This is a genomic window from Arthrobacter sp. Rue61a, assembly GCF_000294695.2.
Taxonomy (GTDB): Bacteria; Actinomycetota; Actinomycetes; order Actinomycetales; family Micrococcaceae; genus Arthrobacter; species Arthrobacter aurescens_A.
This window is the reverse complement of sequence record NC_018531.1, coordinates 4,210,533-4,225,822: the sequence shown is the minus strand read 5'-3', so window position 1 is coordinate 4,225,822 and position 15,290 is coordinate 4,210,533. Positions and strand designations below refer to the sequence as shown.

Below are 15,290 nucleotides of genomic sequence, written 5' to 3'. Positions count from 1 at the left end.
GTTACATTTGTTCGTCGTAGACTCGGCTCTAACTAGGATCCTCCTGATTGTGACGCAAAAGCATCCCTAAATTCGTACCGCACCAGTTGCGTTCCCGCCGCAACGAGCGCGCGCAGCTCACTTAGGCCACCCGCGACTACACCCGCAGCACGCGCCTGCACCAGGACGTTGCCCTGCGCCGTCGCTTCCACAGGTCCCGCGATCACGGATTTGCCAGTCGCGTCTGCGGTGAGCTGGCACAGGAGCCGGTTCTGGGAACCGCCTCCAACTATGTGCACCACGCTGGTGCTTCGACCGGTGAGCCGCTCGGCATCGGCCAGCGTTCTGGCGTAACCGGCCGCAAGGCTGTCCATGATGCAACGCACGACGGCGGCAGGCCGGTCCGGGAGCAGCGCACCTGTGTTGCGCACAGCTGCGCGGATACGATCAGGCATGTTGTCAGGTGCCGTGAAGGCCGGATCATCGGCGTTGATCTGCGGACCGCCGGCAGGAAGGGCAGCAGCGGCCTCAAGCAAGGCCGGAAGCGATTGGCTCAATCCCTGGGCAGCCCAGTAACGCTGGCATTCGCTCAACAACCACAGGCCGCCGACGTTGCGGAGATAACGGATGGTTCCGTCCACGCCGCGTTCGTTGGTGAAGTTGGCGCTACGGCTCGCTTCGGTCAGCACTGCGGCGTCCAACTCCACGCCCACCAGGGACCAGGTACCAGAGGAGATATAGGCGAAGTCGTCTCCGTCAGCGGGGACGGCCGCCACGGCTGATGCTGTGTCATGGGAACCCACGGCCACCACCGTGGCATCCGCGGGCAAGCCCGTCTGCTTCAGGATCGCCGGCAACAGTGTGCCCACGGTTTCGCCGGGCTGGATGAGCGGCGGGAAGATGCTCCGGGGGAGCCCCAAGGCATCCAAGAATCCGGTGGCCCACTCGCCCTTGACGGCATCGAAGAGACCCGTGGTGGAAGCGTTGGTAGCCTCGGTCCGACGCTCTCCCGTGAGTAGGAACGCGATCAGGTCCGGGATCAGGAGAGCCTGTACCCCGTCCAGGTTCGGCTCCGCCGCCAGCTGGTACAAAGTGTTGAACTGCAGGTACTGCAAGCCGGTGGTGGCGTACAGCTTCTCCGGGGAAATGACCGCATGGACCCGTCCCACGGTGGCCCGGCTGCGCTCGTCCCGGTAGCTGTAGGGTTGCGCGGTGAGTTCGCCGGCTTTGTTCACCAGGCCGTAGTCCACTGCCCAGGTGTCGATGCCGACGCTCACGATGCGCTCGCCGTTCGTGGCCGCCACGGAAGCGGCCGCCGTGAGTCCCTTGAGCACCTCGGCGAACAGGGCGTCGAAGTCCCAGTGGAGGCCGCCGTCGAGCTCCACTACTCCGTTGGGAAAGCGGTGGATCGTCTCGAGGGAGACGCCTGTGGAGGGGGAGACGCGGCCGAGCATGACGCGGCCGGAGGAGGCTCCGATGTCGATGGCGGCGAACACCGCGTTGATGTCTGCGGGAGCGCACACCGCCCCGGCGTATGCCGGGGCGGTGTGCGTGGTGGTTCCGTTGGTCACTGTTGGTCCTAGCGGAGGAATGCTGCTGCCACGCCGGCGTCCACGGGGATGTGGAGGCCGGTGGTGTGGGAGAGCTCGTTGCTGGTGAGCACGGACGCGGCATTGGCCACGTGCTCCGGGAGGACTTCGCGCTTGAGGAGCGTGCGCTGGGCGTAGTACTTGCCCAGTTCCTGCTCGTCCACGCCGTACACGGCGGCACGCTTGGCGCCCCAGCCGCCGGCGAAGATGCCGGAGCCTCGGACCACGCCGTCGGGGTTGATGCCGTTGACGCGGACACCGTGCTCGCCCAGTTCGGCGGCGAGCAGTCGCACTTGGTGGGCCTGGTCTGCCTTGGTAGCGGAGTAGGCGATGTTGTTGGGGCCGGCGAACACGGAGTTCTTGGAGGAGATGTAAATGATGTCTCCGCCCATGCCCTGATCGATCATGACCTTGGCTGCGGCCTTGGAGACCAGGAACGAGCCCTTGGCCATGACGTTGTGCTGGAGGTCCCAGTCCTTCTCGGTGGTTTCCAGCAGCGGCTTGGAGATGGACAGGCCGGCGTTGTTGACCACAAGGTCCAGGCCACCGAAGGCGAGCGCGGCCTCCTGAACCGCGGCAGCGATCTGCGCTTCATCGGTCACGTCCGCCTGGACGCCGATGGCGACGTCGGAACCGCCCAGTTCCTCGGCAACCTTCTGTGCATTCTCAAGGTTCAGGTCGGCAATGACCACGCACGCGCCGTCGGACGCCAAACGGGTGGCGATCGCCTTGCCAATGCCGGACGCCGCACCGGTCACCAGCGCGATGCGGGTGGCGTGGGACTTGGGCTTGGGCATGCGGGCGAGCTTGGCTTCCTCCAGAGCCCAGTACTCGATGCGGAATTTCTCGGATTCCTCGATCGGGGCGTACGTGGAGATCGCCTCCGCGCCGCGCATCACGTTGATGGCGTTGATGTAGAACTCGCCGGCCACGCGTGCGGTCTGCTTGTCCTTGCCGAAGGAGAACATGCCCACGCCGGGGATCAGCACGATGGCCGGGTCCGCGCCACGGAGGGCCGGGCTGTTCTCGTCAGCGTGACGGTCGTAATACGCCTGGTAGTCCTCGCGGTAGGCCGCGTGCAGTTCCTTGAGCCGGGCCACGGAGTCTTCGATCGAGGCATCGGCCGGCAGGTCCAGGACCAGCGGCTTGACCTTGGTCCGCAGGAAGTGGTCCGGGCAGGACGTGCCCAGCGCACCGAGGCGCGAGTGCTCTTCCGCGGCGAGGAATTCAAGAACGACGGCGTCATCGCTGAAGTGCCCCAGCTGCGGTTTGTCCGTGGAGGCCAGGCCGCGGATCACGGGAGCGAGGGCGGCCGCCTTGGCCCTGCGCTCGGCCTCGGGGAGGGCGCTGTAGCCGGGGAGCGTGGCGCCGAAGGGCTCGGCCTTGCCATTGTCCTTGATGTAGTTCTCGGCCTGATCGATGATCCACAACGAGTTGGCCTCGGCCTCTTCGCTGGTGGCGCCCCACGCGGTGATGCCGTGGCCGCCCAGAATGGTGCCGATGGCCTGCGGGTTGGCTTCCTTGATCGCCGCGATGTCCAGGCCCAGCTGGAAACCAGGGCGACGCCACGGAACCCACACGACCTTGTCGCCGAAGACCTTGGACGTCAGGGCTTCGCCGTCCACTGCGGTGGCGATCGCGATGCCCGAGTCCGGGTGCAGGTGGTCAACATGGGCAGCATCAACGAGACCATGCATGGCGGTATCGATCGACGGTGCAGCGCCGCCCTTGCCGTGCAGGCAGTAATCAAAGGCGGCCACCATTTCGTCTTCGCGCTCGACGCCGGGGTAAACATCCTTGAGTGCCTGCAGCCGGTCCAGCCGAAGGACTGCAAGGTTCTCAGCATTCAGCGTGCCGAGGTCTCCGCCGGAGCCCTTGACCCACAGGAGTTCAACGTCCTGACCCGTCACCGGATCCTTCTCGGTGCCCTTTGCGGAGGTGTTGCCGCCGGCGAAGTTGGTGTTCCGCTTATCCGCACCGAGGCGGTTGGAACGGCTGATCAGTTCTTCAACAGTCTTATTCGTGGTCATGCTCTTAAGCGCCCCATCCGGCTTGCTGGCCGCCTGCGCGGTCCTCGTTGATCTTCTTCTGGTAACCGCTGGCCTTGTACGCGGCCATCGGGTCGGCGGGGAGGCCGCGGGATTCGCGCCACTCGGCCAGGACCGGGCGGACGTCGGTGTAGAAGGCATCGTTGAAGATGCCGTTGGCGGCCAGAACGTCCCCGGCACGCTGCGCTTCGGAGAGTGCTGCGGTGTCCACGAGCAGGGCGCGGGCCGTCATTTCCTGGACGTTGAGCACTGAGCGGATCTGGCCGGGGATCTTCTCTTCCAAGTTGTGGCACTGGTCCAGCATCAGCGCGACGCCGGAATCTTTGCCGAAACCGCCGCCGCGGATGACCTCGTGCATGATGCGGAACAGCTGGAACGGATCGGCCGCGCCAACAATCAGGTCGTCATCGGCGTAGAAGCGGGAGTTAAAGTCGAACGAACCCAGCTTGCCCAGGCGCAGGAGCTGCATCACGATGAACTCGATGTTGGTACCCGGGGCGTGGTGCCCGGTATCCAGGCAAACGAACGCCTTCTCACCCAGGGCAAGGGTCTGAGCGTAGGAAGTGCCCCAGTCCGGAACATCGGTGTGATAGAAAGCCGGCTCGAAGAACTTGTACTCCAGGACCAGGCGCTGCTCGTCGCCGAGGCCTGCGTAGATTTCCTGGAGGGACTCGGCGAGGCGGTCCTGGCGGCCGCGGATATCGTCCTGGCCAGGGTAATTGGTGCCATCCGCCAGCCAGATCTTCAGGTCCTTGGAACCGGTAGCGTGCATGATCTCGATGCACTCCAAGTGGTGATCAATGGCCCGGCGACGCACGGACTCGTTGGACGAGGTCAGCGAGCCGAACTTGTACTCGTCATCCTGGAACGTGTTGGAGTTGATGGTGCCCAACCCAACACCCAGACCCGCGGCGTACTCGCGCAGGGCCGAGTAGTCGTCCACTTTGTCCCACGGGATGTGCAAGGCGACCGTGGGGGCCAGGCCGGTGAGCTCGTGGACCTTCGCGGCGTCCGCGATCTTTTCCTGGACGGTGCGCGGTGTACCTGCAGTGCCGAAGACCTTGAATCGGGTCCCGGAATTTCCGTAGGCCCAGGACGGCACTTCAATGGCCAGTTCCCCTAGACGGCCCAGGGCCGATTCTGTGGTGTTCATGCTTGTTCCTTTTGGTACTCGTGGGCGGGGTCTTTGTCTATGTGTGTGGTGGCGGCGGCTGTGGCGTCGTCCGCCGCAGCAAGTTGGTCTTCGAGGTTGAAAACTTCCTCGACCACCTCAAAACCTTGGTCCGGAAGGACATCGCTGTTCGCGAAGAGGGTGGCCATCTCGGCCTGCCAGCGGGCGTTGACCTCTGTCACGGCCATGCGGGCCTGCGCTGCCTCGTAGTCTTCGCATTCCAGGTAGCCGATCAATTGGCCATCCGGAGCGAGGAACAGTGAGTAGTTGTTCCACCCGGCGTTCTTCAGTGCGGCCAGCATCTCCGGCCATACGGCGGCGTGGCGCTGCTTGTACTCGGCCATCAGTTCCGGTTGGACTGAAGAGCGGAAACAAACCCTCATGTGCGGATCTCCAGGGTTACTCGTCTTTGAATCGTTTCATTTGTTACGATTCAAATTACCCTCGTAAACGGGAGGGTGTCAAGGCGTTTCCAACACATTGACGTCAGCCAGCGGAGATCGGAAAGCATGTCCCAGACAGCCAGCATCAAAGACGTTGCCACTCACGCCCAGGTAGCAGTGGGAACTGTTTCCAATGTGCTGAACTATCCGGACCGGGTTTCACAGAGGACCAAGGAACGCGTTCTCAAATCCATCGCTGAACTAGGCTTCGTCCGCAATGACGCCGCCCGCCAACTCCGTGCTGGCCAGAGCCGCACCATCGGCTTGATCGTGCTCGACGTTGGAAACCCGTTCTTCTCCTCCGTGGCTCGTGCCGCTGAAGATGCTGCCACGGCCCTTGGAAGCGTGGTGCTGGTGGGGGATAGCGGCCAAGACGCCTCCCGTGAAGCCCACTACATGGACCTGTTCCAGGAACAGCGCGTCCAGGGCCTGCTGATTTCTCCGGTAGGCGACGTCAGAGAACGGATCGATACCCTCCGCGAACGGGGAGTTCCCACCGTCCTGGTAGATGAGCTCGCGGACACCGAGCGCTGCAGCTCAGTCTCCGTGGATGACGAGGAAGGCGGATATCTGGCCGCCAGGCACCTGCTGGACCTGGGTCGCCGTCGTCTGGCCTTTGTTGGCACGCCCTCCATCCGCCAGGTGGCCAGCCGACTCAAGGGCGCGCAGCGCGCTGTCGGCGAAGTATCGGATGCCAGCATCGAGGTGCTCGACTCCGAGGGGCAGACAGTCCTCACCGGTCGCAAAGTGGGCAACAAGCTGGTGGAGAGAGACCCGGCGGCACGGCCTGAAGCGGTGTTTTGCTCCAACGACCTCCTGGCGCTCGGAGTCATGCAATCCCTGACGATGCTGCGGACGGTTCGCATCCCGGAGGACATCGCCCTCATTGGCTACGACGACATCGATTTCGCCATCTCCGCAGTGGTCCCGTTGTCCTCCATCCGCCAGCCGACAGAAGCGTTGGGCCGGACGGCAATCGAGCTGCTCGCTGAGGAGCAGGAGAGCGGCGGAACCAAGCACCGGGCAGTGGTGTTCACGCCCGAACTTGTGGTCCGCCAAAGCACAGCCGGCTCACCCGACTGAGTCGCAATTAAGGCCGTCTTGAGCGGTCAAAACGGCCTGAACTGCGACTTAGTTGGGTAACTACAGGGCGTATATGCTCCAGGACGCCGTGTGTGATGCGCCCGGTTCCAGCCGGATCAGCTCCGTGCCGCTGTTGAAGGCATCCGGCGGGCAGGTCATGGGCTCCACGGCCAGGCCAATGCGGCTCGGGATCGGTGCCGGCTTGTCGGCCGTATGGATCTGCAGCCAAGGGCAGCTTTCGTCCCAGGACATTCCGACGCCGGTGCCCGCCGGGTCCCTCAGCGCCAGCCGCGCCAGCCCGCCGTCGAACGTTATTCCCGTGAAGGCGTGATCGATTTCCGTGCTGCCGATGGCCCGCGCATTGCGGAAGTCGAACGCGTGGCCCTCCACGCCCACGACGCCCACTGGCAGCAGCCTGTCCGGGGTGACTTCCAAGAATGAATCCGCAGCGAACTCAAGGACCCATTCATTCAGAGGCGAGGTGCCCGCCACGAGATAGGGGTGCGGGCAGACGCCGTAGGGAGCAGCGACATCGGCTGCGTTCCTGGCCGTCACCTGCGTGTGCAGCCCGGCCTCGTCCAGCATGAACCGGGCCGAAAGCTCCAGCACGAAAGGGTATCCGGCCGTGGGTCCTACCGTGCACGTCAAGGTGAGCGAACCGGCGTCGGACTCTTTCAGGACCCAATCGAGCGGGAAGGCGAGCCCGTGCAAGGCCGTGGCCCGCTCCGGTTCGTTGATCGGCACGTGGTGCTCCACGTCGTCGAAGCTGTACGTGCCGTCGGCGATCCTGTTGGGCCACGGCGCGGCGATAACGCCACGGTAGTCCGGGATCGGACCACCCTCCGGAAACGGGACAATGAGGTCCCGGCCTTCAAACTGCAGGACGCGCAGCGCGGCCGCGCGGGCGGTGACAACTGCCGTGTAGCCGCCCGCGCTCAGCGTGAATTCGGTGCTCACAGGCCGCCGGCCAGCTTGTAGTAGGCCGCGTTCCAGTTGAGTTCCTTCTTGAACTGCTTGATGGTGGTGTCCTCATCGATGGTGAGAAGTTCGGTCTTGGCGATTTCGGCGAAGTCCTCGAACACGTCCAGACCCACCTGCGTGGACAATACCGTGTGGTGCGCGGCGCCGGCGGTGAGCCACGCGGCGGCGGAGGTAGCGAAGTTGGGTTTGGGCTCCCAGAGTGCGCGGGCAACCGGCAAGTTGGGCAGCGGCTGGTCAAGATCCACGACGTCCACCACGTTCGCCACCAGACGGAAGCGATCCCGCATATCGGACAACGCCACCACGACGCCGGGACCGGCGTCGGTGTCGAACACCATGCGGACGGGGTCTTCCTTGCCGCCGATGCCCAGCGGGTGGATCTCAACGCGCGGCTTCTTGGCGGTCAATGACGGGCAGACCTCCAGCATGTGCGCGCCCAGGATCTTCTCACTTCCCGGTTCCAGGTGGTACGTGTAGTCCTCCATGAGCGAGGCACCGCCGGGCAGGTCCCCGCCCATGACTTTCGCCGCGCGAACCAGGATGGCGGTCTTCCAGTCGCCCTCGGCGCCAAAGCCATAACCGTCAGCCATGAGACGCTGGACCGCCATGCCTGGGAGTTGTCGCAGTTCGCCGAGGTCCTCGAACGAGGTTGTGAAAGCTGCGGAACCGTTGGCCTCCAGGAAGCTGCGGAGACCCAGTTCGATCTTGGCGCTGTAGCGCAGCGACTCATGGCGGGCGCCGCCCTTCTTAAGTTCGGGGACCACCTCGTAAAGCCGCTCGTACTCGGCAACCAAGGAGTCGACGTCGGACTCTGCCGCGCCGTGGACAGCGTCAGCGAGCTCGTTGACGGACCAGGTGTTCACCGAGACGCCGAAGCGAAGCTCGGCTTCGGTCTTATCGCCTTCGGTGACGGCGACGTTGCGCATGTTGTCGCCGAAACGGGTCAACTTCAGTGTGCGGACGGCGGCCCAACCAGCCGAGGCGCGCTGCCACGCACCAACCTGGCGGGCAACCTCAGGGTTGCTGACATGTCCGACGACGGTCTTCCGCGGCACGCCGAGTCGCGACTGGATATACCCGAACTCGCGGTCTCCGTGGGCTGCCTGGTTGAGGTTCATGAAGTCGAAGTCGATGTCGGCCCAGGGAAGGTCCCTGTTGGCCTGCGTGTGAAGGTGAAGCAGGGGTTTGCGCAGTGCGTCCAGGCCCTGGATCCACATCTTGGCGGGGCTGAACGTGTGCATCCAAGCGGTCACGCCGATCACGGAGTCGTCCGCGTTGGCTTCGAGTGCTGTGCGGCGGATGGCGTCGGAATCGGTGAGGACCGGCTTCCACACGAGCTTGACCGGAACGTTGCTGTTGGCATTGAGGGCGTTGGCAATCTCCTGTGACTGCGCTGCTACCTGCTTAAGGACGTCTTCGCCGTAAAGGTGCTGGCTGCCGGTGAGGAACCACACCTCGTACTGTTCGAGGGAGGTGTTGTTAGCGGGATTACTGGTGGCGCTGGGCATGTGGTGCTCCTGGAGTATGGGGTCCGGCGTGGTGGCTACGGGCTGAAAGCGGCTGCTCTTTGAGCGGCTGCGCTTTAGCGGCCGTAAACGTTCTGGTATCTCTTGTAGAGGGACTCGATCTTGGCCTGGTCAATGGGCAGTGGCTCACCGAGTTGGCGGGAAATATGGACCGTCCTGGCCACTTCCTCGCACATCACCGCAGCCTTGACCGCCTCGCGGGCGGACTTGCCGATGGTGAAGGGGCCGTGGTTCTGCATCAGGACCGCGGGGGAGTTGGAGTTCTTGAGGGTCTCCACGATGCCTTGGCCGATGGAGTCGTCGCCGATCAGCGCGAACGGTCCCACCGGAATGGGCCCGCCGAACTCATCGCCCATCATGGTCAGCACGCAGGGGATTTCCTCGCCGCGCGCAGCCCAAGCCGTGGCGTAAGTGGAGTGGGTGTGGACCACACCTCCTACCTCGGGCATGTGCCGGTAGACGTAGGCGTGCGCTGCGGTATCGGAGGACGGGGAGAGCTCCGGGTTGCCCCAATCCACGGTGCCGGCGCTCCCGGTGTTCATTCCCCGGACGGGTGTGCCGTACAGGTCAGTGACCACCATGAGCTCAGGCGTGAGCTGGTCATAGGAGACGCCGGATGGCTTGATGACCATGAGGTCGTGACCCGGGATACGGCCAGACACGTTGCCTGCGGTCCAAACGACCAATTCGTAGCGGGTCAGTTCGGCATGCAGATCGCAGACGTCCCTGCGGACCTTCGCGATGGATTCCAGAAGCGAGCTCATGCGGATGCTCCTTCCAAAGTGCTGGCCTGGGCCGCTGGGCCATTGTGTGAGGAGCCTTGGATCGCGGCGCGTTGGATGGCCTTGAGGCGGTGCATGACGTTGTTGGTGCCGCGGCCGAAGTAGTCGTGCAGGGTGCGGTATTCCTGAAAGAGGACGTCGTAGGCGGCCACGTTTTCCGGGATGGGCGTGTAGACGGCGCCGGGAGCGGCAGCCATGGAGGTGGCGGCTTCACGGATGTCCTTGTATTTCCCTGCGGCCACGGCTGCGTGGATTGCCGAGCCCAGCGCAGGACCCTGCTCTGATCCGATGGTGGAGAGCTGGAGGCCGGTAATGTCGGCGTACACCTGCATCAGGAACTTGTTCTTCAGGAGCCCGCCGGCCACGATGAACTCCTTGACCGGGACGCCGGAATCGCGGAAGGCATCCACGATGGTCCGGGTGCCAAAGGCAGTGGCTTCCAGCAGCGCCCGGTATGTGTCCTCGGGCTTGGTGGCCAGGGTCTGGCCCACCACCACGCCGGAGAGTTCGTGGTCCACCAGCACTGAGCGGTTGCCCGAGTGCCAGTCCAAGGCGATCAGCCCGTGCTCGCCGATTGCCTGCTTTTCCGCGAGTTCGGTGAGGTACTCGTGGATGCCCAAGCCCTTGTCCTTGGCGGCTTGGTGGTATTCCGGTGGTACTCCGTTATTGGTGAACCAACCGAAGATGTCGCCCACACCGGACTGGCCTGCTTCGTAACCCCACAGCCCATCCACGATGCCGCCGTCCACTACTCCGCACATGCCGGGGACTTCGCGGAGGACGTCCCCGTTCATTACGTGGCAGGTGGAGGTGCCCATGATCGCTACTAGCTGTCCTGGTTCAACGGCGTTCGCGGCCGGTGCGCTGACGTGGGCGTCCACGTTGCCTACTGCTACTGCGATTCCCGCCGGAAGGCCGGTCCATGCCGCGGCTTCTTCCGTGAGGTAGCCGGCGGCATCTCCCAAGCGGCCGATGGTGTGTTCGAGCTTTTCGGACACAAAGTCCTTGAAATCCGGGTTGAGTGCAGTCAGGAAGTCCTGGGACGGGTACTTTCCGTCCTGGTAAATGCCCTTGTACCCGGCGGTGCAGGCGTTGCGGACGTAGCTGCCGCAGAGCTGCCAAACGATCCAGTCGGCGGCCTCAACCCAGTGCTCCATGGCGCCGTAAACTTCCGGATCCTCCTCGAGGAGCTGCAGTCCCTTGGCGAACTCCCACTCAGAAGAGATCAGACCGCCGTAACGGGGAAGCCAAGATTCGCCGCGTTCTGCGGCGAGCTGGTTGATGCGGTCCGCCTGCGGCTGGGCCGCATGGTGACGCCACAACTTGACGAAGGCGTGTGGTCGATCCGCGAAGCGTTCCAGTTCGTTCAGCGGCGTACCGTCCGCCGTCGTCGGAACCATGGTGCACGCGGTGAAGTCGGTGGCGATGCCCACCACATTTTCCGGGTTGATTCCGGCATCGGCGACGGCGGCCGGTACAGCGTTGCGCAGGACGTCGCGGTAATCGTTGGGTACTTGGAGGGCCCAATCGGCGGGGAGTCGCTGGCTGCTTCCGGGCAGGTTGTCCGTAACGACGGCGTGCGGGTATTCGAACACGCCACTGCCGATCTCGGCGCCGTCAGATACGCGCACAACGACGGCGCGGCCGGACAAAGTGCCATAGTCCACGCCAATGACGAACTGTTCGTCGAGCGGGATGTTTTCAGAGGTATTCATGGGGTCTCCATCCGGCTGGCCAAGGCCTCATTGCCGGGGGTCGGGGTGGAAAACTGAAGAAGGTCTGATGCAATTGTTAGCGCTCACAACTTTGATGTCAAGAGCGTGCAGTCCGAAAGCGAGGCTCATGACGCGGGTTCTTGGCGGGCGGGACGCTTAGCTGATGGCCGGCGCCGTTGTGGAGCGGACAACCAGCCGCGGTGCCACCGTGACAGGAGTGCCGGTGCTGCCGCTCTCCAGCCGATCCAACAGCAAGCCGATGCAACGCCGGCCGAGTTCCTCGAAGTCCTGCGCCACCGTGGTCAACGGCGGAATGAAGTATGCCGACTCCGGTTGGTCGTCAAAGCCCACCACGCTGATGTCCTCAGGCACCCGGACGCCAAGTTCGTTGAGCGCACGGAGTACACCGAGGGCCATCTGGTCATTGGCGACAAACAGGGCTGTCACGGATCGGTCTGCGGCGATTTTCAAACCTTCGCGGTACCCGCATTCGGCGCTCCAATCGCCCTCAATAAGGGTCTCCCCTTCGATCCCGGCCTCCGTCAGCGCATCCCGCCAGCCCTCGATGCGGGCAGCGGCGTCAATCCAATCAGCGGGCCCGGATAGGTGTCCTATCCGCTGGTGCCCCAGTTCCAAGAGATGCTCGACGGCGAGCCGCGCACCCTGCCGCTGGTCCACCGTGGCGCCCGTGAGGTGCTCGTCACCGATGGACCCAACAGCAACCAAGGGCACCTGCGCTGTGATGTCTTTGAGGACGTCAAAAGTCCCCGGGTGGGGCACGGTCACCACGATGCCGTCAACGCCTTGGTCCATGAAGTGCGCCATGGCGTCCTTGATGGTCTCCGGCGTTACTTCCCGCAAGGCCGCGATGCTGACAAAATAGCCCGCCTCCCTCGCCGCCTGCTGGACTCCGAGGAGGGTGTGCGACGGCCCGTACTGTGCCATTTCGCTGCCAAGCACGCCAATGGTCTGGGATCGCCGAGTGACCAGGCTTCGCGCGGCAGTGTTCCGGCGGTACCCCAGCTCAGTGATGGCCTGTTCCACGCGCTCGCGGGTCTTTGAGCTCACATTGGGGTGGTTATTCAACACCCGGGAGACGGTCTGGTGGGAGACACCTGCCACTCGGGCAACGTCCTCCATGACGGGAGGCCGGGACGGTGCGGATTCTTCAGTGCTCACCCTGTCACGATAGAGCACGCGCGGCGTTGATCAGCCCTTGGCCACCTTGGCAGCGTAGTGGCGGTACCTCGTCAGGAACTCCGGATTCCCGGTGGTTTTTCGGTGAGCAACCTCAGTTCCCTCGAGTGGCCATTCCGGCAATTTGCCTGTCAGGATGCCTGCGGCTTGCCTGGCTGCGCCGTCCGCCACGTATTCTCCGGGTGCTGGGACGAAGACGGGCAATCCGAAGGCTGCGGCCGCGATCTGTTGGACCGCCGTCGATTGAGCGCCGCCGCCCACCAGGATGATGCGCTGTGCGGAGCCACCCTGCGCCTGCAGGGCGGCCAGCCCGTCGGCCAACGAACACAACACGCCCTCCACTGCGGCCCGTGCCATGTTGGCGGGAGTGTAGTTGGAAACCGTGATGCCGTGGAGTGAACCCGTGGCTTCCGGCAGGTTCGGGGTTCGTTCGCCCTCGAAGTACGGGACGAGAGTCAGCCCTTCGGCGCCTTCCGGAGCAGACAAAGCCAAGTCGCCGAGCTCCGTGAGGGTCACACCGAGCAGCGCAGCTGTAGCGTCGAAGATCCTGGTCGCATTGAGCGTGCAGGCCAGCGGCAAGTAATTGCCTGTGGCGTCCGCGAAGCCTGCCACGAGCCCGCTTTCATCCTGCGCTGGAACATCTGAAACGGCGAAGACCGTCCCCGATGTTCCGATCGAAATGACAACATCCCCCACGGCGGCACTCACGCCCAGTCCCGCTGCGGCGTTGTCGCCCGCCCCCGGCCCAATCAGTGCGCCGCCAGGTGTCTTACCCGCGGCTTCCAACGGCCCGACGACAACGGGCAGTACAGGCACGTGGCCGAGCGTGCTGTTGAGGACCTCAGGCAGGTATTCGCCGCTGCTGGCAGAGAAGTAGCCCGTACCGGAAGCATCCGAGCGGTCCGTGCGGAGGAGGTCCAAGGATGCCGGCCCGCTTCCGGGTCCGTGGCCGGCCAAGCGCCAGGACAGCCAATCATGGGGAAGGCATACAGCTGCTGTCCGTTGGGCGTTTCCGGGTTCGTTCCTGGCCAGCCATCGGAGCTTGGTGGCCGTCAGTGATGCCACCGGCACGGTTCCGGTGCGCGTTGCCCAGTAGGACGCTCCCGCGGTGGCATCGCCATTGCCGGCCTCGAGGATCAGTTCTTCCGCGTCCGCGGCCGAGCGGGTGTCGTTCCACAGCAGCGCCGGGCGGACGACGTCTCCGGATTCGTCAAGGCACACCATGCCATGCTGCTGGCCGCCGACGGATACGGCGTCGACGTCTTCCAATCCGCCCGCCTGTGCGATTGCTTCCTGGAGGGCTGACCACCAATGATCCGGGTGGACTTCTGTGCCCTCGGGGTGGGAGGCCCGGCCCTGACGTACCAAGGCACCAGTGACTGAATCCCGGATGACCACTTTGCAGGACTGGGTGGAGCTGTCGATCCCGGCTACGAGAGGCATGCTTTTGTTCCTTAGGGGGACCGCCGCCGGGCTGGCAAGGAGTCTCCAAAGAGAACCCTTGGGAGCCCGGCGGCGGGGTTGCGGTGGGTGGGAAGGACCTAGCGGGCGCCGAGCAGGTGCTCGATGGCCAGCTGGTTGAGGCGGACGAAGGCGAACGAGCGCTCGGCGGCCTGATCGGCGTTGAACGTGTCGAAGGCGCTGGCGTCAGCCAGCAGATCCGCCGTGGTCTCTCCAGCGTTCAACGTGGGTTCGCCCAGTTCGAAGACGCCTGAGGTGGCGAGTGCTTCCTGAACCTCGGGGTCCGCGCGGAAGGCCAGTGCGCGTTCCTTCAGCAGGAGGTACATGGACATGTTGGACTTGGCTGATTCCCACACGCCGTCGTAACCGTCGGTACGGGAGGGCTTGTAGTCGAAGTGGCGCGGACCGTCGTACTTTGGTCCGCCGTTGGGGAAGCCATTCTCCAGGAGGTCCACGGTGAAGAAGGCGCTGGTGAGGTCGCCGTGGCCGAAAACAAGGTCCTGATCGTACTTGATCCCGCGCTGGCCGTTGAGGTCGATGTGGAAGAGCTTGCCCGCCCACAGGGCCTGTGCAATGCCGTGGGTGAAGTTCAACCCGGCCATCTGCTCGTGGCCCGTTTCCGGGTTAAGGCCTACGATGTCGCCGTGTTCCAGCTGTGCGATGAACGCCAGGCCATGGCCCACGGTGGGCAGGAAGATGTCGCCGCGGGGTTCGTTCGGCTTGGGCTCAAGGGCGATGCGCAGGCCGTAGCCCTTCTCTTTGATGTAGCCGGCCGCGGTGTCCACGCCTTCCTTCATGCGATCCAGGGCTGCGGAAAGATCCTTGGAGCCGTCGTATTCGCTGCCTTCGCGGCCGCCCCACATCACGAAGGTCTCGGCACCCAGTTCAGCAGCGAGATCGATGTTCCGGAGGATCTTGCTCAGGGCAAAGCGGCGGATGGAACGGTCGTTCGAGGTGAACCCGCCATCCTTGAACACAGGGTGGCTGAACAGGTTTGTGGTGACCATGGGCGTCTTCAGTCCGGTCTCGGCCAACGCTGCCTTGAAGTTCTTCAGGATGAGGTCGCGCTCGGACGCCGTGGCGTCGAAGGGGACCAGGTCATTGTCGTGGAACGTGATGCCGTAGGCGCCAAGCTCGCTGAGCTTGTGGACTGCTTCCACCGGGTCCAGCGCCGGGCGGGTGGCTACGCCGAACGGATCGGCGCCGGTCCAGCCGACGGTCCAGAGGCCAAAGGTGAAGCGGTCCTGCGGGGTGGGCTGCGGGGTCATTTTTGCTCCTTTGCAAAGCACTGGGAAGAACTGGAAGAAGATCATTC

The 15,290-nt window shown here is 64.2% G+C and carries 12 protein-coding genes; 1 reads left to right on the top strand and 11 read right to left on the bottom strand.

Going from position 1 to position 15,290, the window contains the following annotated elements; all coding sequences use genetic code 11:
* Window positions 1-32: 32 nt before the first annotated feature.
* From ARUE_RS19275 to ARUE_RS19260, 4 genes are read right to left on the bottom strand one after another with little or no spacing between them, the layout of a single operon-like run.
* Complete coding sequence (locus tag ARUE_RS19275; RefSeq protein ID WP_014922967.1) at window positions 33-1,550, bottom strand: rhamnulokinase; 1,518 nt, start codon at window positions 1,548-1,550, stop codon at window positions 33-35.
* Between the two features lie 8 nt (window positions 1,551-1,558).
* The gene (locus ARUE_RS19270; RefSeq protein WP_014922966.1) at window positions 1,559-3,598 is read right to left on the bottom strand and encodes a bifunctional rhamnulose-1-phosphate aldolase/short-chain dehydrogenase; all 2,040 of its coding nucleotides are present in this window, start codon (window positions 3,596-3,598) and stop codon (window positions 1,559-1,561) included.
* A 4-nt stretch (window positions 3,599-3,602) separates the two neighbouring features.
* A complete protein-coding gene (gene rhaI, locus ARUE_RS19265) occupies window positions 3,603-4,769 on the bottom strand; it encodes an L-rhamnose isomerase (protein WP_011776327.1) in 1,167 nt (388 codons plus the stop codon).
* On the bottom strand, window positions 4,766-5,170 hold the full coding sequence (locus ARUE_RS19260) for an L-rhamnose mutarotase (RefSeq protein ID WP_011776326.1): 405 nt from the start codon (window positions 5,168-5,170) through the stop codon (window positions 4,766-4,768). The genes rhaI and ARUE_RS19260 overlap by 4 nt, the downstream gene beginning before the upstream one ends.
* A gap of 126 nt (window positions 5,171-5,296) precedes the next feature.
* Between ARUE_RS19260 and ARUE_RS19255 the strand changes: the two genes are divergently transcribed.
* Window positions 5,297-6,313 (top strand): LacI family DNA-binding transcriptional regulator, encoded by a 1,017-nt coding sequence (locus ARUE_RS19255; protein WP_014922965.1) that lies wholly within the window; start codon window positions 5,297-5,299, stop codon window positions 6,311-6,313.
* Between the two features lie 60 nt (window positions 6,314-6,373).
* Here the strand turns inward: ARUE_RS19255 and ARUE_RS19250 are convergent, their stop codons facing one another.
* The 7 genes from ARUE_RS19250 to xylA all read right to left on the bottom strand — a co-directional run bounded on the left by ARUE_RS19250 (window position 6,374) and on the right by xylA (window position 15,243).
* On the bottom strand, window positions 6,374-7,270 hold the full coding sequence (locus tag ARUE_RS19250; protein ID WP_014922964.1) for an aldose 1-epimerase family protein: 897 nt from the start codon (window positions 7,268-7,270) through the stop codon (window positions 6,374-6,376).
* Complete coding sequence (gene araA / locus ARUE_RS19245; RefSeq protein WP_014922963.1) at window positions 7,267-8,802, bottom strand: L-arabinose isomerase; 1,536 nt, start codon at window positions 8,800-8,802, stop codon at window positions 7,267-7,269. The genes ARUE_RS19250 and araA overlap by 4 nt, the downstream gene beginning before the upstream one ends.
* A gap of 74 nt (window positions 8,803-8,876) precedes the next feature.
* Complete coding sequence (locus tag ARUE_RS19240; protein ID WP_011776322.1) at window positions 8,877-9,584, bottom strand: L-ribulose-5-phosphate 4-epimerase; 708 nt, start codon at window positions 9,582-9,584, stop codon at window positions 8,877-8,879.
* On the bottom strand, window positions 9,581-11,317 hold the full coding sequence (gene araB / locus ARUE_RS19235; RefSeq protein WP_014922962.1) for a ribulokinase: 1,737 nt from the start codon (window positions 11,315-11,317) through the stop codon (window positions 9,581-9,583). Before araB ends, ARUE_RS19240 begins: the two co-directional genes overlap by 4 nt.
* Window positions 11,318-11,473: 156 nt before the next feature.
* A complete protein-coding gene (locus tag ARUE_RS19230) occupies window positions 11,474-12,457 on the bottom strand; it encodes a LacI family DNA-binding transcriptional regulator (RefSeq protein ID WP_043470746.1) in 984 nt (327 codons plus the stop codon).
* A 69-nt stretch (window positions 12,458-12,526) separates the two neighbouring features.
* Window positions 12,527-13,957 (bottom strand): xylulokinase, encoded by a 1,431-nt coding sequence (locus ARUE_RS19225; protein ID WP_014922960.1) that lies wholly within the window; start codon window positions 13,955-13,957, stop codon window positions 12,527-12,529.
* A gap of 98 nt (window positions 13,958-14,055) precedes the next feature.
* On the bottom strand, window positions 14,056-15,243 hold the full coding sequence (gene xylA / locus ARUE_RS19220) for a xylose isomerase (protein ID WP_011776318.1): 1,188 nt from the start codon (window positions 15,241-15,243) through the stop codon (window positions 14,056-14,058).
* Between the last annotated feature and the right edge of the window lie 47 nt (window positions 15,244-15,290).